The organism is Methyloversatilis discipulorum (assembly GCF_000385375.1).
Taxonomy (GTDB): Bacteria; Pseudomonadota; Gammaproteobacteria; order Burkholderiales; family Rhodocyclaceae; genus Methyloversatilis; species Methyloversatilis discipulorum_A.
In genome coordinates this window covers 46731-67425 of record NZ_ARVV01000001.1, presented here as the reverse complement: position 1 = coordinate 67425, position 20695 = coordinate 46731, and the positions used below count along the sequence as shown (strand labels likewise).

Below are 20695 nucleotides of genomic sequence, written 5' to 3'. Positions count from 1 at the left end.
GCAGGCTTAGATTCAGGCCGCTGTCGGGGTCAAGACCCCTCCCACAGAACCCGCGCCCAGGCTTCGGCGGCGGATCGGGCTCAGCCCCTGTGGGAGCGACCTTTGGTCGCGATGCGGCGCTGGCGGGCCGGCGGCTTCGATTCGAGCCGCAATCGCGAGCAAGCTCGCTCCCACAAAACCCCGCTCCGGCGGCGAACAGGGAGCGATCCTCGTGGGAGCGGCCTTGGCCGCGACGCAGCGGCGACAGGCCTCAGACTCCGATACCGGCCGCTGTCGGGGTCAAGACCCTCTCCCAAACCGCCCGAGCTCCGGCCGCCCGCACGGTTCAAGCACTCAGAACCGCGCATTCAGGGTCAGCCGTACGCTGCGTGGCTCGACCGGATGGAAATGGCGGTCATCGACGCCGCCTGCCGCTTCGCCGCGCAGACGCGAGGTGTAGAAGTACTCGATGTCGTTGTCGCCGCTGTCGAACAGATTGAACACGTCCAGCATCAGCCGCAGGTCGCGGGTGAGGCGGTGGCCGATGCGCAGATAGGCCAGCGTGGTCGAGTCGGAGCGCACCGAGTTGTCCTCGACCAGCGGACGCGGGCCGACATGCCTCAACTGCAGATGGCCGAACCAGCCGTTGGCCAGCGGGTTGTCTTCGGTCAGGCTGAGGCCGGCGGCGACGACGCGGTCGACGGCGCCCGGCACGTGGTTACCGGCCGGGTCGTCCTCGGTGAAGCGGGCGCGCGAGGCGGCGATGTCGAGGTCCAGCAGCAGCCAGGGACGCATCGTCCAGCGGTTGTTCCACTCGATGCCGCTGCGCTTGCTGGCGCGGTTGGGCTCGGTTTCGCCAGCGTCGCCGACGAACAGCAGTTCCGAATCCAGCTTCAGCGTCCACACGGCAAGCGAGCTCTGCAGCCCGGGAACCCACTCGGTGCGCACGCCGACTTCGCCACCCTTGGTGCGCACCAGCGCGTCGACCGGGTCCGCCGGCAGCCCGCCCTTGGCGGTGACGCGCGCCGTGGTGCCGCGGGCGTCATTGCTGTGGAAGCCGTAGCCGTAGTTCACGAAGTACTCGGTGCGCGCCCACGGCCCGAACACGAAGGACAGCTTGGGCGAGGCGATGTGGTCGGAGGCGTCGCCGCTGTTGGCGGCGATCGAGCTGGCGACGTCGAAGTCGTAGCGGTCGATGCGCAGGCCGGCGAGGCTGCGCAGCCAGGGCGTCCATTGCACGCTGTTCTCGCCGAACAGACCGACGCTGGTCTGACGCACGCGGCTCTGCTGGATCGCGCCGGTGGTGCTGCGCGCGACCGTCGAATACAGCCCGACCGGGCTCAGGCGGTCGTGTCGCAGCTGCACGCCCAGCGTGTTGGTCATCGGCCGGCCGGCGAACTGGCCGTCCCAGCTGCGGCTCATCGCCATGCCGAGCACGGTGCGCTGTTCGGACTGGCGGAACTGGTCGCCGTCGGCCGGGTTTTCGAGGAAGTAGGTGAAGTTGGACCACAGGTCCAGCTCCGACTGGATGGCGTAGGCGTTGAAGCGGAAGGCACCGTCGTCGTAGGCGCGCTGGTGGTCGACCGACAGGCTGTAGCGCTGCGTCTTGCCGCCGTCCGTCGGGTCCACCGTGCCATAGCGGCCGATCAGGCCGGACTGCACGGCGCGCAGCGGAATCTGATCGGTCGAGTCCCAGCGCGCGGTGTAGGCCATCGCGGTAAGTGCGGTGCGGTTGGCGCCCTCGCCCAGCGTGTAGCGCAGCACGCCGTTGATGCGCCGGAAGTCTTCCGGGTTGTCCCAGGGGCCGTCACTGCGCGAGGTTTCGAGCGCGTACAGCAGCGTGCCGGCGCCGAGCGCGTGCGAATTCATCAGCAGCCCGCGCCGGTGGCCGTCCTGACCGAGGGTCACTTCGGCGGTGCCGTAATCGAGCCGGTCGACCAGCCGCAGCCGCGCCGAACCGGCCGACGCGAAATCACCCTCTTCGGCGTAGTAAGGCCCCTTGCGGTAGTCGATGCGACCGACCAGTTCGGGTATCAGCCAGTTCAGGTCGGTGTAGCCGTGACCGTGCGCGTGCGTCGGCATGTTGGCCGGCATGCCATCTATATAGGTGGCGAAGTCGGTGCCGTGGTCGAGGTTGAAGCCACGCAGGAAATACTGGTTCGCCTTGCCGCCGCCACTGTGCTGCGTGACGATGACGCCCGGCACGAATTCCAGCACCTCGGCCGGTCGCAGCGTCGGCCGGTTCTCGATCAGCCGCGCGGTGACCCGGCCCTGGCTGGCGGCATCGGACGTGCCGACCGCGTTGTCGTAGTGGCCCTCGATGGTCACCGCGTCGAGGTGGTGAGCCGACGGCGCCGCTTCGTGCGCCAGCGCGGTGCCCCATGCCCCGATCACGGGCACGCACAGCAGCGGCAGAACTCCCTGCACGGACGCCGAAGGCCTCCGCAACACCTTCCCGGAAAAGTCTTTTTTCGCGTTCATCTTTTTGTATGAAGATTTGGAACAGTCTTCATACGCGAGAAGCGTGCCAGTCGATGGCACCACGCCGGGCAAGCGTTCCGGCGCGACAGCCGGTCACACGGTGGTCAGCGCGCTGCCATTCCGGTCGATGCTGCGGCAGCGGCGCTGGCGTCAGGTACTGGGCTTGATGTGCACGTGGCCTTGGCCGCCGCGCTCGTGTCGCCGCGTGTAGCGATGTCCGCCCGGGCCCGCGTGGTGGTGGCCTGCATCCAGCTCGACGCTGATCACGTTGATCTTGCCGTGGTGCACGCCGCGCTCGGCGCACACCGCGTCGGCGAACTGCCGCACCGCGGCGATCTCGCCCTTCAGGATGACGGTTTCGAGGCAGTAGTCGTGGTCGAGGTGGGCGTGCATCGACGACACCGTGAGGTCATGGTGCGCGTGCTGCAGGCTGATGATGCGCTCGGCCAGGTCGCGTTCGTGGTGATTGAACACGTAGGACAGGCAGGCCACGCAGTGCGTCGCGCTGCCGGTCTGCTGCGCCGTGCGGTCGAGTTCGGCACGGAACAGGTCGCGCACCGCCTCCGAACGATTGCCGTAGCCACGCTGCGCGATCCAGTCGTCGAACTGCGCGGCCAGCTGGTCGTCGAGGGAAATGGTGAAGCGCTGCATGTCATGACTCCGATGAGCTCGTGTTGATCGACCCGCCGTGCGTGGCCAGCCAGTCGGCAAATTCCAGCGGACGCAGGCCGAAGCGGACCGCATTGCCCTCGTGCAGCGAGCGGAACTCCTGCAGCACCAGTTCGACGAAGCGCGCCCGGTCGTCCGCCGCCACAGTGGCCGGCGTCGCCTCGCGCGCGGCCGCCGCACTCGCCGGCCGCCTGCCCAGCACGATGGCGCGCACCGCTTCGGTCAGCGCCTTGCGGTGGCGCAGGCGGAAGGTGTCGGGCGGCACCAGCTGCTGCTTGACGGCGACATACTGCTGGCAGGAGCGCGCGTAGGCCTGGACGAACACGTCGCGCAGCAGCTCGATGCGGTTCAGCTCGTAGACCGCGATCATCGCATCGACGTAGGCCTGCTGCGGCACGTCGATGAAGGACAGCGGGCACAGATTGGTGCGGATCAGCGGAATGTTGGCGGCCAGCCGCGACACCCGCTTGTTCACGTCCTCGAAGGGCTGCAGATAGGGCAAATGCACCATCAGGAAAAAGGCCTGCTCGAAGGGGTCTTCGATGTCGGCAGCGATGTCGGTGACGATGCCGAACAGCTCGTCGAGCTGCTGCGGCAGCGCCAGCGGCCGGTACACGCAGCCGCTGATCTCGACCGCGCGGCTGCGCACCCGGCCGCCGGCCTGGGGATCGTGCAGCAGGCCGTCGGACAGCAGCGCGTGCAGCGACAGCAGCGTTTCGCGATCGACGCCGATGCGGCCGGCGCCATGCACCAGATACTCGATGGCCGCCTTGTGGTTCAGGATCATCTGCGTTTCGAGCGCGTCCTTGCCCTCGGCGATCTCGCCCAGTTCGATCAGACGTTCGGTATCGAGCCGCGAATAGGTATTGCCCTCCAGCCGCGACGAGGCCCAGGACAGGTCGATCAGCAGCCGGTTCAGGATGTCGCCGGCGAAGGTGCCCGCCGCCGCTTCGCCGACCGGTGAGCGGCCGAGCGCGTGCAGTTGCGCGCGCAGCGGCTCGGGCAGATAGAAGGTGTCGTTAGCGCGATAGCGCTCGACGAAGCCGATGTCGTAGCCGACCGGGCGGCGCAGATGCAGCGGCCTGCGCACCAGGTCGCGCAGCTCGGCGCCCTCGGTCGACAGCGTCACATAGGGCGCCGGCGCAGCGGACGGCAGAGGCTCCATCACCGTCACTGCAGAACCCGCCGGCGCCGCGAAATACTTCAGCGCCCGCGCTTCGCCGCGCGTCAGCACGCGGCCCTGCGCGACCAGCTCGGCCAGCCGGCGCTGCAGCGTACGGCGTGCAACGCCGTCGCCGAGCACGCGCAGCAGGCCGTCCACACCGACGCCGTCTTCGTGGCGGGCGATCAGTGCGGCGAGCGTATGCGGATCAATGGACGAACGAGGCCGGGTCATTCAAGTGGCGCAATTCTATTATCGCGCCACAATATTGGCACAAAACAGGGAATCGCGCCAACCGGGATATGGCGCAATTCGATGTCCCGCATGCCGCTCCCGCTCAGTGGACGGTGCACACCATGCACGGATCGAAGGACCGCACGATGTGCTGCACCGCCACCGGCGTGGTTTCGCCGTCGCGCACCGGTGCGCCTTCGAGCGCCGACTCCAGCGCGCCGGGGCGGCCGGCGGCGTCGCGCGGCGAGAAGTTCCAGGTGGTCGGCGCGACGATCTGGTAATTGGCGATGCGACCGTCGCGCACCGAAATCCAGTGGCCCAGGCTGCCGCGCGCCGCTTCGCCGAGGCCGGCGCCGCTGCCTTCGTCCGGCAGCCGGCCGGGCGTGCAGAACGGTTCGCCCGGTCGCACGGCGCGCAGCCAGTCTTCCATCATGATCACCACGCGCGCCAGTTCGAGCAGGCGGGCGACGACGCGGGTGTAGACGGTGCCGCCGTAACGGCCGACCAGGTCGACGATGAGCGGATGGCCGCTCGCCAGCTGGCGCGCGATGGCGCCTGTTTCGACCACCTCGCCGGCCAGCCGCGGCGCCTTGTTCCAGGTGTAGGCGCCGGGCTTGTCCGGCTCCGGCCGCGTAACGCCGCTGCGCGGATGTTGCGGGCCGCCGGCGTCGCTCAGCCAGGCGTACGTGGCGTCTTCGCGGATGGCGGCCGGGTCGAGCGGCGACAGCGTGCCGGCGTGCCAGACACCCGCGCCCAGCGCGGTGCCGCCCTCCGGCTGCGGGTAGGCGCCGTAGCTGAGGAAGCGGCCGGGGCCGGCACCGAGCGTGGCCAGCGCCGCGTCGCGCGCGACGGTCAGGAAGAAGCGCAGGTCGCCGTGCAGCGGGTCGGCGAGTGGTGCCGAGTGATGCCAGGCGTCGAGCGCGGCTTCGGAATCGAGCGCGGCCACCTGTTCCAGCGGCGCGGCATAAGTGTGGGTTTCGAGGAAGCGGCGGAATTCGCGCACGCGGGCCAGCAGGCGCACCCGCTCGGCAGCGTCGATGGCGCGCGTCGAGCCGCCGGGGTCGATGCTCTGCGTGTGCGGCCACTTGCCGGCCAGCGTGCCGAGCAGCGTGAACCAACGCTGGCGCGCGGCGATCGCGGCGCGCACCTGTTCGCCGGTCTGCGGCGTGAACCGGCGTACCGCCTCGGCATGCCAGGGCCGGCTGGCATACACCGGGCGCACGAAATCCGGCATGAAGAACAGGTAGAAGTGAGTCAGGTGGTCGGCCAGGTTTTCGGTGGCAAGGATCACATTGGTCACGTGCTGGCCGTTGGCCGGCATCGTGATGCCGCCCAGCGCAGCCAGTGCGCGCGCCGCCGCCACCGACTGCGACACCGAACAGATGCCGCAGATGCGCGGCACATACACCAGCGCATCATGCGGCTCGCGCCCACGCAGTATCTGCTCGAAGCCGCGGTACATCGGCGCATTGACGTGCGCCGACGCGACACGCCCGTCGGCGACGTCCAGCGTCACTTCGAGATCGCCCTCGACGCGGTTGAAGGGACCGACGAGGAGACGGGTCATGCGGAGAGTGCCCTCTTGCTATCAGTAACCCTCAACGTCTTTCCTTTCCCTTCTTGTGCGTTACGCGGATCAAGGTCATCGCCGCCCACGCGATCCCGATCGCCACCCCGGTCAACAACGCAATCAACAGTATCCAGTCAGACAGGCCATAACCGTCCTGGCCCTCCGGGCCGAAAAGGGTGGACATGATCCTGAACAGGAAACGCGCAATGAACTCGAACAGAAGGCCCACCGGCTCGCCGATGAGATCCGCCTTGGCCCGGAACGGCGAGGTGGCGGTCAGAAACACTGTCACTTCAATCTTGTCCTTCGCGCCACAGGCGGCACCACGACATGGTCCGACACCGCGTTCACCTTGACCCGCTTCGGCGTCGCCGACTTCGACAGTGACGCCAGCGCGACGAACCAGGCCTTGGGCATGTCGGTCGGCAGGCCGATCGGGATGCCGGCGAGCTTGGGCGTGGCGTGGAAGGGGTGGCCGGGTTCCTGGAAGCCGGGTTCGGTGCAGCTGATGCAGGCGTAGCCGCCGCGGGTGCAGGAGCCTTCGCCGTTCCACGGCCGGGTGTTGCAGTCGGCGTGCGCCTGCGTGCCCTTGCAGCCCATGTGTTCCATCATGCAGCCGAGGTCCGAAGGCTTTTCGGCGCTGGCCTTGAACTCGTAGTACTCGTTGCGCGTGCAGCCGTGGTGCACCAGCTGGTCGGCGTAGAAGCGCGGCCGGCCCAGTGTGTCGAGATCGGCGTCAGTGAAGCCGTCGGCGGCCAGCGCCATCAGCGTGTCGAGCACCCAGCTCGGGTGGGTCGGACAGCCGGCGATATTGATCACCGGCAGGCCGCCCGCGGCGCGGAAGTCGCTGCCCAGCAGGCCGCCGCGCACGTCGTCCTCGTACTGCAGGCCGCAGGCGTCGGTCGGATTGTCGCCGCCAGCAGTGACGCCGCCCCAGGCGGCGCAGCTGCCGATGGCGATCACGTGGCGCGCCTTAGCGGCGAGCTTGCGCACCCATTCGATCATCGGCAGACCGGTGCCGGCCATGATGTGGAAACGCCCTGTGCCATTCGGCCCGCGCAGCAGCGAGCCTTCGACGCACAGCGCGTCCAGCGGCAGATCGCCGTCGAGGATGCGGCCGAGCAGCGCGGTCACCTCAGTGCCGCTGTCCAGCGACAGCGACGGATGCCACAGCAGATCGATGTCGGCGTCGCGCAGCTGGCCGTGGAAATCGTCGGTGTCGGCGCACAGCAGCGACATGCTGCAGCCGCCGCAGCCGCCGGACTGCAACCAGAGCACGTTCATGCATTCACTCCTTCGGTGTGCGCGCCGCAGGCGACGGCGTCGTGCAGCCAGCCGCGCGCCCGGGCGAGCGCCTGTTCGAGATCGGCCTCGGCCTGCGCATCCGGCTCCTCGCCCAGTTCCCAGCGGCGGCCGCGGATGGCCAGTACATCACACACCGGCGGTGCGCGGCGCTGCAGATCGACGAATACCTGCAGCAGCGCTTCCGGCGACAGCGCGTGGCTGGTGATCTGGCGCTCGCGCTGCGGCTCGACCCTGCGCATCTGACAGGCGGCATCCAGCCCGCGTGCGGCGTCGACGAAGAGCACGCGTTCGCGGCCGACCAGATCGAGCGCGTGCTCGATCTGCAGCTGGTAGTCGCTGAGGCACTCCACGCTGCCGGCGGGCAGCGCGCGTCCGGCATACGCCGCCAGCGCATCGACCAGCATCGGGCCGAGCGCGTCGTCGCCGCGGCTCGGATTGCCCCAGCCCAGCACCAGCAGCGGCGCCGTCATTGCGCCGCCTCGGCGTCGTGCGCCGGGCCGTCGCGCAGCAGTTCGCCGGTCGAGCTGCGCAGCACGTGGTCGAGCACGCGACCGTCGGCCGCGCGCAGGCTCACCGCCAGCGGCATCTGACCGAGCGCGTGCGTGGCGCAGGACAGGCAGGGATCGTAGGCGCGCACGGCCACCTCGATGTGATTGAGCAGGCCTTCGGTAATCGTTTCGCCGTCGAGATAGCGCAGCGCCACAGCGCGCACCGCCTCGTTCATCGCCTGGTTGTTGTGCGTGGTCGATACGATCAGATTGCAGCGCGTAACCAGGTCGTCGTCGCCGACTTCGTATTCGTGGATCAGCGTGCCGCGCGGCGCTTCGATGATGCCGATGCCCGAGCGCTGGCGCGGCCCCTCGGCCTGCAGCGGACCGCCGGTGATCAGCGCATCGTCGAGCAGCGCGGCGACCGTTTCGACGCCGTGCAGCAGTTCGATCATGCGTGCCCAGTGGGTGGCCAGCACCGCGTGCACCGGCCGCCCCGCGTGTGCGGCGACGAAGGCCTGGCGCGCCTCTTCGGCGCGCGGCGTCGGGATGAAGTCGCAGTTCTGCACGCGCGCCAGCGGTCCGACGCGGTACCAGCCGTCGTCGACACCGAGGTCGCGGCGGTAGGGGAATTTCATATAGGTCCAGGGCTTGACCGCTTCAGCGATCAGTTCGCGGTAGCGCTGGTCGTCGAAGCCGTCGATGGCAATGCGCCCGTCGGCTTCGCGCAGCCGCAGCACGCCGTCGTACAGCTCCATCGCGCCGTCGCGGCCGACCAGCGACATCATGGCCGCCGGCGTGTCGGCGAAGTCGGCGTAGCGCGCCGGCAGGCTTTCGTGCAGCCGGCGGGCAAGCGACACCGCGTCCTGCGCCCAGGCCAGTACCTGCGGCAGTTCGGCGCGCAGCGCGTCGCGCTCGGCCGGATCGACCGCGCGGTTCATGCCGCCGGGTATGGCGCCGGTGCCATGAATACGCTTGCCCGAGGTGATGCGGATCACCTCCTGACCGAACTTGCGCAGCATGACGCCCTGACTCGCGGCGTCCGGAAAGGCGGCGGCCACGCCGACGATGTTGCGCCGATCGACCTCGGCGTCGAAACCGAACAGCAGGTCGGGCGAGGCGAGGTGGAAAAAGTGCAGCGCGTGGCTCTGCACGATCTGGCCGTAGTGCATGAGGCGGCGGATGCGATCGGCCGCCGGCGGCACCGGCCAGCCGCCGACCACGCGATCGAAGGCCTTAGATGCGGCCAGATGGTGCGACACCGGGCAGATGCCGCACAGCCGCTGCACCATGACCGGCACTTCCCAGTAGGGCCGGCCTTCGATGAATTTCTCGAAGCCGCGGAATTCGACGATGTGCAGCCGCGCCTGCCGCACGCGGTTGTCGTCGTCGAGTAGCAGCGTCACCTTGCCATGGCCTTCGACGCGCGACAGCGGATCGATCGCGATGCGGCGCAATCCTTTGGAGTCGGCAGCGGTTTCGAGCGGGCGCGTATCCATGATCCTGAATGCTTCAGTCGTAGCGGATGAGGCCGGGCGCCGGCACCGGCGTGCGTCCGGCGATCAGGTCCTGCAGCAGTTGCCAGAAAGCGTCGGCCGGCGGCGGGCAGCCGGGCAGCGCGTGGTCGATGCGCACCACCTCGTGTATCGGCAGCACGCGGTTCAGCGGCAGCGGCAGTTCCGGGTCGTCCGGCACCCGACCATACACCGACTGCATGACGTCGCCGACGTCGAGGTGATTGCGCAGCGCGGGCAGGCCGCCGGTGATGGCGCAGGCACCAACCGCCACCAGCACGGTGCAGCGGGCGCGGAAGGCGCGCAGCACCTCGACGTTCTCGGCATTGCACAGGCCGCCTTCGACCAGGCCGATGTCGCATGGCTCGACCTCACCGACGGTCTTGATGTCGGTCAGCGGCGAGCGGTCGAATTCGACCCGCTCGACCAGATCGAACAGCCGCTCGTCGATGTCGAGCAGCGACATGTGGCAGCCGAAGCAGCCGGCCAGCGACACGGTGGCGACGCGCAGCTTGCGCGGTGATGGGGAGGTCGCGTTCATCCGCGCGTGTCCTCGGTGTCGAAGCGGCGCTGGCCTATCGGCACCGCGAAGCCGACGCGCTTGGGCAGCAGCGCGCCGACCGGGCAGATGTGGGCTGCGCGGTCGTCGACCGACAGCGCGCTGTCCCCGAGCCGGCCGCTCGGGCTGTCGATCAGCAGCCGGGTGGCGATGCCGTGGCCGCCGATGGCGAACACCCGCTTGCCGTCGAGTTCGTCGCTGGCACGCACGCAGAGCTGGCACAGGATGCAGCGGTTCGGTTCGAACAGCACGTCGGGATGGCTCGCGTCGACCGGCCGCTCCGGGTTCAGCACCTCGAAATGCAGCTCGGTCATGCCGGCGCGTTCGGCCTGAACCTGCAGCACGCAGTTGCCGCTCTTCTCGCAGCCGGGGCAGAAGTGATTGCCCTCGACGAACAGCATCTGCAGCAGGCGCAGGCGCTGCGTGGCCAGCGAGGCGGTACGGCATTCGACCTTCTGTCCGGCCACCGCCGGCGTCACGCAGGCGGCCACCGGGCGGCCGTCGGCCAGCACCGTGCACAGCCGGCACGACGCGCTGCCCGACACCTCTTCGCTCCAGCACAGGTGAGGGATGTCGAGCCCGGCGCGCGCCGCGGCGCTCAGTATCGTGTCGCCCGGCTGCAGCGCGACCGGCTGGCCATCGAGATCGAAGGTCGGATCGACGGCGCTCATGCCGGCGTGTCCGTGTGCAGATGGGCGCCGGCGTCGCTGCGGCCGGTGGCGCGGCGCGCCGACGACAGTTCGGCGTCGAGGTCGAGATCGGGCTGAAACTGCGGCGCGGTCGCACGCTGCGCGTAGGCGTCGCCGAAATGACGCATCGTGTCGCGCAGCGGGTTGCAGGCCGAAGCGCCCAGACCGCAGTGGGTGCCACTGTGCAGCGCGATGTCCAGATCGTGCAGGCGGTCGATGTCGAAGGCCGACGCGCTGCCGGCGCCGCGCGCGTGCGCCAGCTTGTCCAGACGCCGCACCACCAGTTCGGTGCCGACGCGGCAGGGCGTGCACAGGCCACAGCTCTCGTGCGCGAAGAAGCGGGCAAAGTGGCGCGCCACCTCGAACAGGTCGCGCGAGCGGTCGAACACCGTGAAGGCACCGGCGCTCGGCACGTCCTCGAAGGCGATGGCGCGGTTGAATTCGGACGCCGGCACGCAGGCGCCGGACGGCCCGCCGACCTGTACCGCCTGCACGTCGCCCGCGCCACAGTCTTTCAGTATCTGCGCGATGGGCGTGCCCAGTGGGTATTCGTACAGACCGGGCCGCGCGCAGTCGCCGGACACCGAATGGATCTTGGTGCCGGTCGATTGCGCGGTGCCGATGCCGGCCCACCAGGCGCCGCCGCGGCGCGCGATGTGGGCGACCGCGCAGAAGGTTTCGACGTTGTTCACGACGGTCGGCCGGCCGAGATAGCCGGCCTGCACCGGGAAGGGCGGACGGATGCGCGGCGTGCCGCGCTTGCCCTCCAGCGATTCGATCAGCGCCGATTCTTCGCCGCAGACGTAGGCGCCAGCGCCCAGATGGATGGCGATATCGAAGTCGAAACCAACGACGCCGCACGCGTCACGGCCAAGCAGGCCCTGCGCGCGGCGGCGCGCGAGCACTTCTTCGAGTTGCGGCAGCAGGTAGCGGTATTCGCCGCGCAGGTATAGAAAGCCCTGCTGCGCGCCGACCGCGCGCGCCGCCACCGTCATGCCGTCGAACACGGCGTCGGCGTGACTCGCCAGCAGCACGCGGTCCTTGAAGGTGCCGGGCTCGCCCTCGTCGGCGTTGCAGACGACGACGCGCAGGTCGCCGGCGGCGTCGCGGCAGGCCTGCCATTTGCGCGCGGTCGGGAAGCCGGCGCCGCCGCGTCCGCGCAGGCCGGACTGCGCCACTTCGTCGAGCAGTGCCTGCGGCGACTGCGCGAGCACCGCCGGCAGCGTCGGTGCGTCGGCGGCCAGACCGCTGAGCAGCACGTCGGCCCGCTGCACGCCGTCGATCACGTCGAACCACTCGGCCGGCCACCGCTCGACCGGCGCGCCGGCGAGCAGCAGATCGGCCAGCGCATCGACGCGCGCCGCGTCCAGCCGCGTAAGGACCTGATGGTGATTCACCAGCAGCGCCGGCCCCTGGTCGCACAGCCCGGTACAGGAACAGCGGTCGACGCTGAAACGGCCGTGCGCATCGACCTCGCCCGGCGCCACGCCGAGGCGGGCGCACAGCTGCGCCAGCAGCGCTTCGCTGCCCAGCATGCGGTCGGTGATGTTGTCGGAGAACAGCAGCCGCGTGCGGCCGACCGGGCGGGTGTGGAAGAAGCGGTAGAAGCCGGCCACGCCTTCGACCTGCGCGAGCGTCAGACCGAGTGCGGCAGAGATGTGGGCGAGCAGCGGGCGCGGCAGCCAGTGCGTGACCGCCTGCGTTTCACGCAGCACCTGCACCAGCGCGTGCGGATCACGCTGCCAGCGGTCGAGCACCACGTCGGCGGCCGCCCGCATCTGCCCGCTCACGATGCCCGCAGCGTCGACCATCAGCCCTCCAGCCCGAAGCGCACCATCTTTCCACGCAGACCGACCCGGGACAGGCCCAGTTCCTTGGCGGCGCGCGTCTTGTTCCAGCGGTGGCGGAGCAGGGTTTCGCGCAGCACCATGGCCTCGATCGCGTCCAGCCGCTCGGCCAGCGTACCGCTGGCCGGCAAGGGCGTCGCGCTGGCGGTGGCGGTCAGGCCGGCCTGGCCGTGCAGCACGCGCAGCGACAGCGACTGCGCCTCGATGCGTTCGCTGTCGCTCAGCGCCAGCGCGCGCGCCAGTTCGTTGCGCAGTTCGCGGATGTTGCCGGGCCACGGATAGCCCATCAGACAGGCCATCGCCTCGTCGGTCAGCGAGGCGCCCGGGCGGCCCAGTTCGATGCCCACTTCGTCGACCACGCGGCGGGCGATCGGCTCGATGTCGCCGACGCGTTCGCGCAGTGGCGGCACGGTGAAGGTGGCGCCCGCGATGCGGTAGTACAGATCCTCGCGGAACAGCCCTTCGCGCACTCGCTGTTCGAGGTCGCGGTGGGTGGCGGCGATGACGCGCACGTCCACCGGCACCGCGCGCGTGCCGCCGACCGGCCGCACCTCGCCTTCCTGCAGCACGCGCAGCAGGCGCACCTGGAACGCGGGCGAGGTTTCGCCGATCTCGTCGAGGAACACGGTGCCGCCGTCGGCGCGCTGGAAGAGGCCGATGTGGTCTTCGTAGGCGCCGGTGAAGGCACCGCGCTTGTGGCCAAACAGTTCGGATTCGAGCAGGGTTTCCGGTATCGCCGCGCAGTTCTCGACGACGAAGGCGCCATTGGCGCGCGGACTGGCGTAATGGATGGCGCGTGCCAGCAGCTCCTTGCCGGTGCCGGATTCGCCGAGCACCAGCACCGACAGGTCGTAGCGGGCGACACGTGCGGCCATTTCACACACCGAGTCGAGCGGGCTGCCGGCCGAACGTTCGATGCGGTCGAAGCCGAAAGTGCGGCGCGCGCGCTCCAGCTTGTGCGCGGCACGCTGGCGCAGCACCGGCGTGGCGGTGCGCAGTTCGAGGTCGAGGCGGGCGGTTTCCTGCTGCAGCGTCTGCGCCTCGGCGGCGTTGCGCACGGTGGCCAGCAGGTGGTCGGGCACCCACGGTTTCAGGATGTACTGGTAGATGCCGGCGTCGTTGATGCCGGCAATGATGTCTTCAGAATCGGTGTAGCCGGAAATGACGATGCGCACGACGTCGGGCCAGCGTTCGCGCACCTCCTTCAGGAACAGCACGCCGGTCAGGCCCGGCATGCGCTGGTCGCACAGGATGACGTTCACCTCGTGCCGCTCCAGCTGCTGGCGCGCGTCGTCGGCGCCGCTGGCGGTGAGCACGGTGAAGTCCTCTTCCAGCGTGCGGCGCATCGCGTCCTGCGAGCGCACTTCGTCATCGACCACCAGCACGGTGGGTACGCGCAGGCTGGCGTTCATCGCGCGGCGACCTCGCGGTGCACGGCCAGGTGGCGCGGCGTCCACGCATGCGGCAGCTTGTGCACGAAGTGGTGGCGCGCGACGTGGTAGCTGGGGTCGAAGCCGTAGAAATTGCGGTGCATGCGGGACAGTTCTTCCTTGCGGTAATCGGCGAGCGGACGTTCGGCTTCGTGGGCCGCGCGCTCGGTCTGCTTGCGCATGACGCGATCGCGCAGATTGTACGACGCGGCCAGCAGCCGGGCTTCCTGCACCGCCGCATCGAGCGCGTCGCCGGCGGGCACGTCGAGGCAGCGGTCGACGAAGCCGATGCGCAGCGCTTCCGGCGCCGACAGCGGCAGCCGGCTCTGCATCAGTGCGCGCGCGCCATCTGCACCGAGCCGGCGCGGCGCGAGGTAGGTCCAGTACTCCGAGCCGTACAGATTGCCCATGTTCTTGTAGTGCGGGTTCAGCATGACGCCGCGCTGCGCCCATACCTCGTCCGCCGCCAGCGCGAGAAAGGCGCCGCCGGCACCGGCGTTGCCGCGCAGCAGCGACACCGTGAGGCGGTCGGTACAGGTGATGATTTCCAGCGCGACGTCGTTCATCGCGTTGATGTTGCGCCACGACTCGTCGGCCGCACTGTCGCCGTCGCGGTGCGCCGCCGCCTCGATGCAGTTCAGGTCGATGCCGTTGCTGAAGAAACCGTCGCCGCCAGCGATCAGCAGGACCTGCGTGTCGCGCCGCTTCACCTCGACCAGCGCGTCGCGCAGGCGCTGACACTGTGCGGTGGACATCGCGCCGTTGCAGAAATCGAAGCTGAGCACGCCGACGCGGGAGCCGCGCTCGCCGTGCTCGGTGTAGCGCAATTCGGCCCATTCATCGGCTGCCCGCATGAGCGGTACTGCGCGTTCGGGCAGCGCCGCCGTCTCCGCCGCAAGGGCCTGCGTCGCCGGCAGCTTGATCGGCGACGCAGCGTCGCCGAGCGCGACCGACACGCGGCCTATCCAGACACCGCCATCGACGGTCCGGCGCAGCAGCGCGCCGTCACGCTGCGCCAGCACGTCGCCCGGCGCACCGCCAAGACCGGCCAGCGCTTGCTGCGTCGCCGGGTGCGCGTCGAACAGCCGGCAGGGCTGGCTGAACAGCGCGTCGACCACGCCCGGCTGGCCGTCGGACGCGTGTACTTTCGCCAGCACGGTGGCGCTGTCGTCGTGCGACCAGTCGATCGCGCGGCGCGACTGCGGCAGCACCCCGCGCCAGCCGTCGGCGGCGGGCAGACTGTTCTGCGGCGCGTCACCGGCAGTGAAGCGGGCGAGCGCCTGCAAGGTCGCCGCGAGCGCCGCTTCGGTCACCTCGCGCCGGTAGATCGCGCCCTTGGACGCCGCACGCAGCGGGAAGGTCGCGGCCCCCCACACCGGGCCGGCGTCGAAATCACCGTCCGCCTGCAGCACGGTGACGCCCCACTCGCGCTGCCCTTCGACGATGGCCCAGTCGAGCGCGGCCGGACCGCGGTCGCCCGGCGGCCCGGGGTGCACGACGAAACAGGGCAGGGCGCGCCACACCGACGCCGGGATGCGCCGCTTCAGGAAAGGGGCCAGCACGAGGTCCGGCTGGAACAGCGCGACCGCCTCTTCGGTCACCGCGTCGGCGATGTCCAGTTCGACCGACAAGGTGTGGCCGAGCGCCGTCAGTTCGGCGTACAGGCGCTGGCTCAGGCTGTTGAAGCTGTGGCACAGCAGCAGGATGCGCAGCGGCACCGTCATTTCTGCAGCCTCAGTCCGTCCAGCGTGCGCGCGGCGTCGCGGCGGCCCATGTAGAGCGCGAGCTTGCTTTCGATCGCGTCGAGCGCGCAGTTGAAGGTGGCTGCGTCTTCGGCAGCCAGCAGCGGGCGCGCGACCAGTGCCACGTCGGGCCCGAAGTGGGGCGCCAGCCGGTGCATCGCATCGGCGCGCCGCATCTCGAGCAGCGCGTTGGCCGGCGCCGTGCTGTCGTTGGCGGCCGGCAGCGCTGCCGGTTCAACCGCCTCGACATGGCCGAGCGTGCGCAGTTCTTCGAGCAGATCGGCCGCGCCGTCGCCGATCACCTCCTGCAGCGCCGACAGCGGTGCCTGACCATTGACGACGATGAGCGCCGCGCGCAGCCGTCCGCGCAGCGTGCCGGTGCGCGACAGCAGTTCAGCGCGGCCCTTGTCGGTCTTGGCATAGACGCGGTCGGCGCTCATCGCGGTTCAGCAGATGCGCGGCAGCTGCTCTCCGCTCAGCCAGTCGACCACGCGCCGGCCGCCGAAGCGGGTGTTCATTTGCACGAAGTGGTGCGCGTCCTCCATCACGACACCGATGCGTGCTGCGTCCGCACCGCGCGGATGCGCGCGCATCGCCGCCAGCACCGCGTCGGCGTGCTCGGCCGGCACGATGGCCAGCAGCTTGCCTTCGTTGGCGACGTAAAGCGGGTCCAGCCCCAGCAGCTCGCAGGCGGCGTCGACCTCCGGCTTCACCGGTATCGCCGCTTCGTCGAGCAGCATGCCGATGCCGGACTGGCGGGCGATCTCGTTCAGCGTGGTGGCGACACCGCCGCGGGTCGGATCGCGCAGCGTGCGGATCGCCGGACAGACCGACAGCATGTCGGCGACCAGCCCGTTCAGCGCCGCGGTGTCCGACACGATGGTCGTTTCGAACTCCAGCGATTCGCGCTGCGACAGCACCGCCACGCCGTGATCGCCCACCGTGCCCGACAGCAGGATGACGTCGCCCGGCTGCGCATTCGCGCCCGACACGTCGATGCCGTGCGGCACCACGCCGACGCCGGTGGTGCTGATGAACACACCGTCGCCCTTGCCCTGCTCCACCACCTTGGTGTCGCCGGTGACCACCGCGACGCCGGCTTCGCGCGCCGCTGCCGCCATCGACTGCACGATGCGCTTCAGATCAGCCAGCGGAAAGCCCTCTTCGAGGATGAAGCTGGCCGACAGATAGAGCGGCGTCGCGCCCATCATCGCCACGTCGTTCACCGTGCCGTGCACGCTGAGCGCGCCGATGTCGCCGCCGGGGAAGAACAGCGGCGAAATGACGTGCGCGTCGGTCGCCATCACCAGGCGGCTACCCTGCGGGATGGCCAGCGACGCGCCGTCGTTGCCCTGGCGCAGGAAGGGGTTGTCGAAGGCGGCGAGGAAGATTTCGTCGATCAGTTGCGCCGCGGCACGGCCGCCAGCGCCGTGGCCCATGTCGATGCGGCCGTTGCGGATGTCCAGCGGCCGGACGTAGCCGGCACGCACGGTGCCGCCGGTCGAATTGTCGCGTGCGTTCATGCGCTCACCTTGACAGGAATGTCCTTGAACCGGCCGTACGCGTAATGCGCCGCGCACGCCCCCTCGCTCGACACCATGCAAGAGCCGACCGGGTTCTCCGGCGTGCACACGGTGCCGAAGATCTTGCAGTCGGTCGGCTTCTTGACGCCGCGCAGGATGGCGCCGCATTCGCAGGCCTTGTTGTCGGCCACCGGCCGGTAGCCGACGTCGAAACGGCGCTCGGCGTCGAATTCGGCGAAGGCCGGGCGGATCTTCAGCGCGCTGTAAGGCACTTCGCCCAGACCGCGCCATTCGAAGCTGGGCCGCAGTTCGAACACCTCCGACACCTTCTGCTGCGCGGCGAGATTGCCGTCGCGGTCGACCGCACGGGTGAATTCGTTCTCGACGTGAGCGCGGCCCTCGTTCACCTGACGCACCAGCATCAGGATGGCCTGCATCACGTCCAGCGGCTCGAAGCCGGCGATCACCACCGGCTTGCGGTATTCCTCGGCGAAGTGCTCGTAGGGTGCGGCGCCGATCACGATGCTCACGTGCGCCGGGCCGATGAAACCGTCGATCGGCACCGTGCCGTACTGGCGCACCTCCGGTGACTCCAGGATGTGGGTGATGGCGGACGGCGTCAGCACGTGGCAGCACAGCACGCTGAAATTCTTGAGCCCCTCGCGCTGCGCGCGCAGGATGGCCAGCGCAGTCGGCGGCGTCGTCGTTTCGAAGCCGATGGCGAAGAACACCACCTGACGCGTCGGGTTGTCGCGCGCGACGGTGAGCGCGTCGGCCGCCGAGTACACCATGCGGATGTCGCCGCCGCGCGCCTTCGCCTTGGTCAGCGACAGGCTGTCGGAGGCCGGCACGCGCATCGTGTCGCCGTAGGTGCAGACAATGACGTCGTGTTCGAGTGCCAGCTTGATCGCCATGTCGACGCGGCCGATCGGCAGCACGCAGACCGGACAGCCGGGGCCGTGAATCATCCGCACATTGGCCGGCAGCAGTTCGCTCACGCCGTAGCGCGAGATGGCGTGCGTGTGGCCGCCGCAGAACTCCATGAAGCTGTACTGGCGCTCACCGCGCGCTTCAATGGCCAGGCGGTCGGCGATCTTGCGGGCGACATCACCATCCCTGAACTCGTCGATGTATTTCATGCGGCGGACTCCGTCGCGGCCATCGCCGCCGACATTTCGCCGAACAGCGCCAGCGTGCGCTCGGCCTCGTCCGGGTCGATCATGCCGATGGCGTGACCGACGTGGACGATGACGTAGTCGCCGACCTGCGCCTCGGGCACCAGTTCGATCGACACTTCCTTACGGATGCCACCGAGGTTCACCACCGCGCGTTCGTCCTCGCGCAGCTCGACCAGTTTGGCGGGAATGGCTAGACACATGACAGGGACTCCGTGAGCACGCCGGGTGCGAGATGGATCTGCTGCGCGACCGCCCACGCCTGGCCGAGCGCCAGACCGGCGTCGCCACAGGAGGTGGCCTGCGGCCGCAGCACGCGCAGGCCGCGGCTCTGCAGCCGCAGCGTGACGCGGCGCGTCAGCAGCGCATTCATGAAACAGCCGCCGCCGAGACAGACGGTATCGACCTGGGTGGCCTGCGCGGCGTTGATCGCCCACTGCGCAAGGCCGTCGGCCAGCGCCAGGTGGAACCAGGCAGCGGCTTCATCGGCACTGCCGTCCGGCCAGTCAAGCAGGCGGGCGAGCAGCGGACGCAGGTCGAGCATGCTGTCGCCGGCGACCTCGACGGCGCTGTCCAGCGTCGGTTCGCCGTGCGCGGCAAACCAGCGCTTCGCTGCCGATTCGAGTGCGATGGCGGCTTCGGCCTCGTGCGACTGGCGCACGCTGAAACCGAGCGCGCCGGCGGCGGCGTCGAACCAGCGGCCGGTGCTGGTGGTGGGCGGGCTGTTCAGGCCGCTGTCCAGCATGCGGGCGACGGTGCGCGCGGCCTGCGCGCCGACCGCGGCGGTGTAGCGCGCCTCGATGTCGGCGCCGCGGCCCAGGGTCTGCATTGCCGCCGCGGCCATGCGCCAGGGCTCGCGCGCGGCGACGTCGCCGCCGGCCAGGCGCAGCGGCCACAGGTGGCCGAGGCGGCGCCAGTCGCCGGGCGCCACCCACAGCAGTTCGCCGCCCCAGGCCACGCCGTCGGTGCCGAGGCCGACGCCGTCCAGCGCCAGCCCGACCACCGGTTCGGTCAGGCCGTGCTCGGCCATCACGGCGGCGATGTGCGCGTGGTGATGCTGTACGCCGACGGCCGGCACGCCGAGCCGGTCGGCCAGCGCAACGGCCAGATGCGTGCTGTAGAAGTCCGGGTGCAGGTCATGCGCGATCGCCTCGATCGGCGTACAGGACTGCGCGCGCAGATGGTCGAGCGACTGTTCGAGCGCGACGCAGGCGGCCGGGTCGCCGAGATCGCCGTGCATCGGCGACCAGACTGCGCGGCCATCCTCGAACAGGCAGGCGGCGTTCTTCAGCCAGGCGCCGGCCGCCAGCACGGTAGGGAGCCGGGGGCTCATGACGCGATGCTCCGCACGATGTCGTCGATGCCAGCCCGCAGGCCGGCCACGGCGTCGGCCTTCAGTCGCGATTCGATCCAGCTCAGCCAGTCGGCCATGCCTTCGCCGGTGGTGGCCGACACCCGGATCACCTCGATGGCCGGATTGACGCGGCGCGCGAAGGCGATGCAGCGCTCGACGTCGAAGTTCAGGTAGGGCAGCAGGTCGATCTTGTTCACCAGCATCAGCGCACTGGCGGCGAACATGTCCGGGTACTTCAGCGGCTTGTCCTCACCCTCGGTGACCGACAGGATAGCCACCTTGGCCGCCTCGCCCAGATCCCACATGGCCGGGCAGACGAGGTTGCCGACGTTCTCGATGAACAGCAGGCTGCGCTCCTCACCGTGATCGTGCCGATGCAGGCGGGCGAAGGCTTCGGCCACCATCGGTGCGTCGAGGTGACAGCCCTTGCCGGTATTCACCTGCAGCGCCGGCGCGCCGGTGGCGCGGATGCGGTCGGCGTCGAAAGAGGTCTGCTGGTCACCCTCGATCACCGCCACCGGCAGTCCGGGCGCACGCGTCTTCAGCGCTTCGATGGTCGCGCACAGCAGCGTGGTCTTGCCGGAGCCGGGGCTGGACACGAAATTCAGTGCGGTCACGCCGTGCGCCGCGAACTGCGCGCGGTTCTGCGCGGCGACGCGGTCGTTCTCGCCGAGGATGTCGGTTTCGAGCCGGATCGCGCGCGCCTGGCTCATGCCGGGCACCGACACCTTGGCCGCACCGGCGCCGAAATGCAGGTCGCCGCTGGCCGGGTCGACCGCGACGTGCGAGGCCTCCGCCTGCGCCACTTCCGCCCGGCGGATCGCCGGCGCACCGGACTTCACCCGCCGCGCGGCGGGTGAATAGGGACTGGGCGGATGGGCGTGCCCGTGCCCCTCCATCGTCACCTGGCTGCCGTCTCCGGCACATCCGCACACTACGCACATATCGATCTCCTCCGTCCTTGCCCGGTCCAC

General features: G+C 69.7%; 19 protein-coding genes. All 19 read right to left on the bottom strand.

Annotated elements, in window-relative coordinates; genetic code table 11:
• Positions 1 to 333 precede the first annotated feature (333 nt).
• The 19 genes from METRZ18153_RS0100305 to hypB all read right to left on the bottom strand — a co-directional run bounded on the left by METRZ18153_RS0100305 (position 334) and on the right by hypB (position 20665).
• Positions 334 to 2460 carry a TonB-dependent receptor gene (locus tag METRZ18153_RS0100305; protein WP_051091661.1) on the bottom strand — a complete coding sequence of 709 codons (2127 nt, stop codon included), beginning with the start codon at positions 2458 to 2460 and terminating at the stop codon, positions 334 to 336.
• Between the two features lie 150 nt (positions 2461 to 2610).
• Complete coding sequence (gene nikR / locus METRZ18153_RS0100300) at positions 2611 to 3111, bottom strand: nickel-responsive transcriptional regulator NikR (RefSeq protein ID WP_020162851.1); 501 nt, start codon at positions 3109 to 3111, stop codon at positions 2611 to 2613.
• A gap of 1 nt (position 3112) precedes the next feature.
• On the bottom strand, positions 3113 to 4525 hold the full coding sequence (locus METRZ18153_RS0100295) for a Fic family protein (protein ID WP_020162850.1): 1413 nt from the start codon (positions 4523 to 4525) through the stop codon (positions 3113 to 3115).
• A 103-nt stretch (positions 4526 to 4628) separates the two neighbouring features.
• Positions 4629 to 6092, bottom strand: a complete 1464-nt coding sequence (locus METRZ18153_RS0100290; protein ID WP_020162849.1) for a nickel-dependent hydrogenase large subunit — start codon at positions 6090 to 6092, stop codon at positions 4629 to 4631.
• Between the two features lie 31 nt (positions 6093 to 6123).
• Positions 6124 to 6387 carry a hypothetical protein gene (locus tag METRZ18153_RS0100285; protein ID WP_020162848.1) on the bottom strand — a complete coding sequence of 88 codons (264 nt, stop codon included), beginning with the start codon at positions 6385 to 6387 and terminating at the stop codon, positions 6124 to 6126.
• Positions 6384 to 7379, bottom strand: coding sequence for an NADH-quinone oxidoreductase subunit B family protein (locus METRZ18153_RS0100280; protein WP_020162847.1), 996 nt, complete (start codon positions 7377 to 7379; stop codon positions 6384 to 6386). Before METRZ18153_RS0100280 ends, METRZ18153_RS0100285 begins: the two co-directional genes overlap by 4 nt.
• Positions 7376 to 7870 (bottom strand): hydrogenase maturation protease, encoded by a 495-nt coding sequence (locus METRZ18153_RS0100275; protein ID WP_020162846.1) that lies wholly within the window; start codon positions 7868 to 7870, stop codon positions 7376 to 7378. The genes METRZ18153_RS0100280 and METRZ18153_RS0100275 overlap by 4 nt, the downstream gene beginning before the upstream one ends.
• Positions 7867 to 9387 (bottom strand): Ni/Fe hydrogenase subunit alpha, encoded by a 1521-nt coding sequence (locus METRZ18153_RS0100270; RefSeq protein WP_020162845.1) that lies wholly within the window; start codon positions 9385 to 9387, stop codon positions 7867 to 7869. The genes METRZ18153_RS0100275 and METRZ18153_RS0100270 overlap by 4 nt, the downstream gene beginning before the upstream one ends.
• A 13-nt stretch (positions 9388 to 9400) precedes the next feature.
• Positions 9401 to 9943 carry an NADH-quinone oxidoreductase subunit B family protein gene (locus tag METRZ18153_RS0100265; protein WP_020162844.1) on the bottom strand — a complete coding sequence of 181 codons (543 nt, stop codon included), beginning with the start codon at positions 9941 to 9943 and terminating at the stop codon, positions 9401 to 9403.
• On the bottom strand, positions 9940 to 10632 hold the full coding sequence (locus METRZ18153_RS0100260) for a 2Fe-2S iron-sulfur cluster-binding protein (protein WP_020162843.1): 693 nt from the start codon (positions 10630 to 10632) through the stop codon (positions 9940 to 9942). Before METRZ18153_RS0100260 ends, METRZ18153_RS0100265 begins: the two co-directional genes overlap by 4 nt.
• Positions 10629 to 12461 (bottom strand): NAD(P)H-dependent oxidoreductase subunit E, encoded by a 1833-nt coding sequence (locus tag METRZ18153_RS0100255; protein WP_020162842.1) that lies wholly within the window; start codon positions 12459 to 12461, stop codon positions 10629 to 10631. Before METRZ18153_RS0100255 ends, METRZ18153_RS0100260 begins: the two co-directional genes overlap by 4 nt.
• A complete protein-coding gene (locus METRZ18153_RS0100250; protein WP_020162841.1) occupies positions 12461 to 13909 on the bottom strand; it encodes a sigma-54-dependent transcriptional regulator in 1449 nt (482 codons plus the stop codon). The genes METRZ18153_RS0100255 and METRZ18153_RS0100250 overlap by 1 nt, the downstream gene beginning before the upstream one ends.
• On the bottom strand, positions 13906 to 15651 hold the full coding sequence (locus tag METRZ18153_RS0100245) for a hydrogenase maturation protein (RefSeq protein WP_020162840.1): 1746 nt from the start codon (positions 15649 to 15651) through the stop codon (positions 13906 to 13908). Before METRZ18153_RS0100245 ends, METRZ18153_RS0100250 begins: the two co-directional genes overlap by 4 nt.
• Positions 15648 to 16109, bottom strand: a complete 462-nt coding sequence (locus tag METRZ18153_RS0100240) for a hypothetical protein (protein ID WP_020162839.1) — start codon at positions 16107 to 16109, stop codon at positions 15648 to 15650. Before METRZ18153_RS0100240 ends, METRZ18153_RS0100245 begins: the two co-directional genes overlap by 4 nt.
• 6 nt (positions 16110 to 16115) lie before the next feature.
• On the bottom strand, positions 16116 to 17192 hold the full coding sequence (gene hypE, locus METRZ18153_RS0100235; RefSeq protein WP_020162838.1) for a hydrogenase expression/formation protein HypE: 1077 nt from the start codon (positions 17190 to 17192) through the stop codon (positions 16116 to 16118).
• Positions 17189 to 18331 (bottom strand): hydrogenase formation protein HypD, encoded by a 1143-nt coding sequence (gene hypD / locus METRZ18153_RS0100230; RefSeq protein ID WP_020162837.1) that lies wholly within the window; start codon positions 18329 to 18331, stop codon positions 17189 to 17191. Before hypD ends, hypE begins: the two co-directional genes overlap by 4 nt.
• A complete protein-coding gene (locus METRZ18153_RS0100225) occupies positions 18328 to 18570 on the bottom strand; it encodes a HypC/HybG/HupF family hydrogenase formation chaperone (protein WP_020162836.1) in 243 nt (80 codons plus the stop codon). Before METRZ18153_RS0100225 ends, hypD begins: the two co-directional genes overlap by 4 nt.
• On the bottom strand, positions 18561 to 19700 hold the full coding sequence (locus tag METRZ18153_RS0100220; protein ID WP_029143453.1) for a Kae1-like domain-containing protein: 1140 nt from the start codon (positions 19698 to 19700) through the stop codon (positions 18561 to 18563). The genes METRZ18153_RS0100225 and METRZ18153_RS0100220 overlap by 10 nt, the downstream gene beginning before the upstream one ends.
• Positions 19697 to 20665: a hydrogenase nickel incorporation protein HypB gene (hypB, locus tag METRZ18153_RS19850; RefSeq protein WP_081629045.1), complete on the bottom strand. Its 969-nt coding sequence runs from the start codon at positions 20663 to 20665 to the stop codon at positions 19697 to 19699. Before hypB ends, METRZ18153_RS0100220 begins: the two co-directional genes overlap by 4 nt.
• Between the last annotated feature and the right edge of the window lie 30 nt (positions 20666 to 20695).